2 protein-coding genes are annotated in these 2,139 nt (G+C 59.0%); both read right to left on the reverse strand.

Features of this window, described 5'->3' with window-relative positions; all coding sequences use genetic code 11:
* A partial coding sequence (locus WA989_RS08225; RefSeq protein WP_424340019.1) for a hypothetical protein occupies positions 1–977 on the reverse strand: 977 nt, incomplete at its 3' end.
* Positions 974–2,110, reverse strand: a complete 1,137-nt coding sequence (locus WA989_RS08230) for a hypothetical protein (protein WP_424340020.1) — start codon at positions 2,108–2,110, stop codon at positions 974–976. The genes WA989_RS08225 and WA989_RS08230, both read right to left, overlap by 4 nt.
* Positions 2,111–2,139: the final 29 nt, after the last annotated feature.

The raw sequence follows: 2,139 nt of genomic DNA on the forward strand, positions 1-2,139 counted from the left end.
TGTTCACGAATTCGCCGGTCGCGTGTTAGTAACAGGGCGGCAACTGTCGCTGCCCAGAAATCCCGCTTCTTCTGGGCAAGGAAGAAGATCGCAATATCCGTTTGTTCTTCGCTGGACCAGCGAAGAACCGATTGGGCCTCCTCTTCAGACAAGGACCCCAATGCTCCTACCAGAGCCTCGACCTGTGGAGAAAGGGCTTCCATCTTTAGCAGGGCGTCGAGAGACGACGAGAGCAGAAACGGACGAAAGCTCATGCGCAATCCATCCGTGAACAGCGCTAACGGAACCCGGATCGCCGGGCGCCCTTCAATCGAAAGCGTGAGGCGTGAACGTCTTTGCCTGTCTTCAACACCCTGCCCAGCGCCATGCCTGCTCCGCACCTCGAAGCTGAGACAGCCTGGTTCTTCATGAACTTCCTTGAACAGAAGCCCGGTTCCAGGCTTCCAGCCTCTCTCATCATCAATCTCATCCTCCGACCAGCCGAGGGCGAAGTTTAGGATCTCTTCGGGCTTCTGCTCTGGCTGTTCCGGCCGGCGCAACGGATCGGCAAAAACTGTCCCATAGTCGAGGTGAACGCGCCGGTCAGGGTACCGGTCCGCGAACATCTGAAACTGCGATGCCCGTAGTGCGCGGCTCAAGACGACCGGACGCATGGATGACATGAGAGCCGCAGACCAACCGCTGTCGCCTGCCTGCTGGCCAAATAGCGGGGCAAGGCTGAGGCGCCTTTCGGAGACCTCAAGACTCAGCATACCGTGGACCATTTCTTGCGTGCCTCCTCCGATTCGCCGCGCCGATACTGCGTAGCGCCCAGGCAGGAGGACCAGATGCGCAGCATCTTCAGGGCCTGCCAGAAAGATGCGGTGCACCGCACTTTCACCACTTCGCTGCAAAGTGACTTCAGCTGCGGCTTCCACATCAAGGCTAATGGCTACTTCGCGGCCCCCGGTCGCCCTATCTTCTGTCGCTGCATTCATTTTGGCACCTTCACAATTGTTGCAGGAGGTTCCAGATGGAACGGCTGGCTGCGATGCTCAGACGGTGGATGCTGCATGCGCACGACCAGTCGCCGCTCATCCAGGGGCAGGAAGAACCGCCAAGTCAGCTCGTCGTCTGCCCGGGTTACGACCGGGCCTTCATCCTGCCGGTCGGGACACACTTCGACCCGCAAGGCATCCAGTATGAGCTTCTGCGGCACGGTGTCGACCGCGACGGCAACCCTGGGCGTATCGACCGGCATCAACCGATGGCCAAATCCAGGCAGGCCGATCGTCGTCGGCTCAATGACACGGCCATGCAAAGCCAGAAACAGACGGTCCAGCGTGGTCATGACTTGACGACCCGTGACATACCAGAGTGAATTTTCTGGCTCGACGAAACTATCCTTCAGGCCCTGCAGCAGAACGTCGGTGAAGTAAGCAACGCCTTCATCAGGCGCGAATGCCGTGCCCGCATAGGGTGTTGCCGCTAGCGATACACTCCTGATTGAACCGAGCTTGCGATATCCGACACTTTTCGGGCGGTACGCATCGACCCCGCCCACCATCTCGGCAAGCTCCGTGATAACTTCCTGGCAAGCATCAAGAAAGACCCAGGCACCACTAGCCTTCATGCCGCTCGGCATCTCATCGGCAATCGATCGCACATCAAGCAGGCCCTCACCTCGATTATGCGAAGCCCCCCAGTCTTCGCAGACAAAAAGGCCACCACCATCCCGGCCTGCTACACCGTGAGAGCAGCCATAGAAAAAATAGACATCGCCCTCCTGACCGCGGTCGAGCCATGCATTGCTTGCCTTGCGCACACCCGCGATCGTACCGGGATCAACACTGTCATCCGGTCTTGGGTCGTGTGCTCCAAGATGAGCAAGCGTATCCTTGCCCGCATCATTGCGGGGGTCAGACAAGAGGCACTCGATGCTCGCAAGCGGAGCCAGAAATCTGTCTTGGTATGCCATCAGAAACTCGACCATAGCCCGGGCACTGTCGGGACATGCCTTGCGCTCGGGATTCCGGTCGGGCTTCACATGCGAAAACCGGCCGACGCCCAGAACCATCGCATGCATGCGCGGTCCCACGCCATCGAGCTTGCGTTCAAAAACCAGGGTCATCACTCAAGCAGTCCCGCTGTCTTGAGGCG

The sequence above is a fragment of the Henriciella sp. genome, from assembly GCF_049649345.1.
GTDB lineage: Bacteria > Pseudomonadota > Alphaproteobacteria > Caulobacterales > Hyphomonadaceae > Henriciella.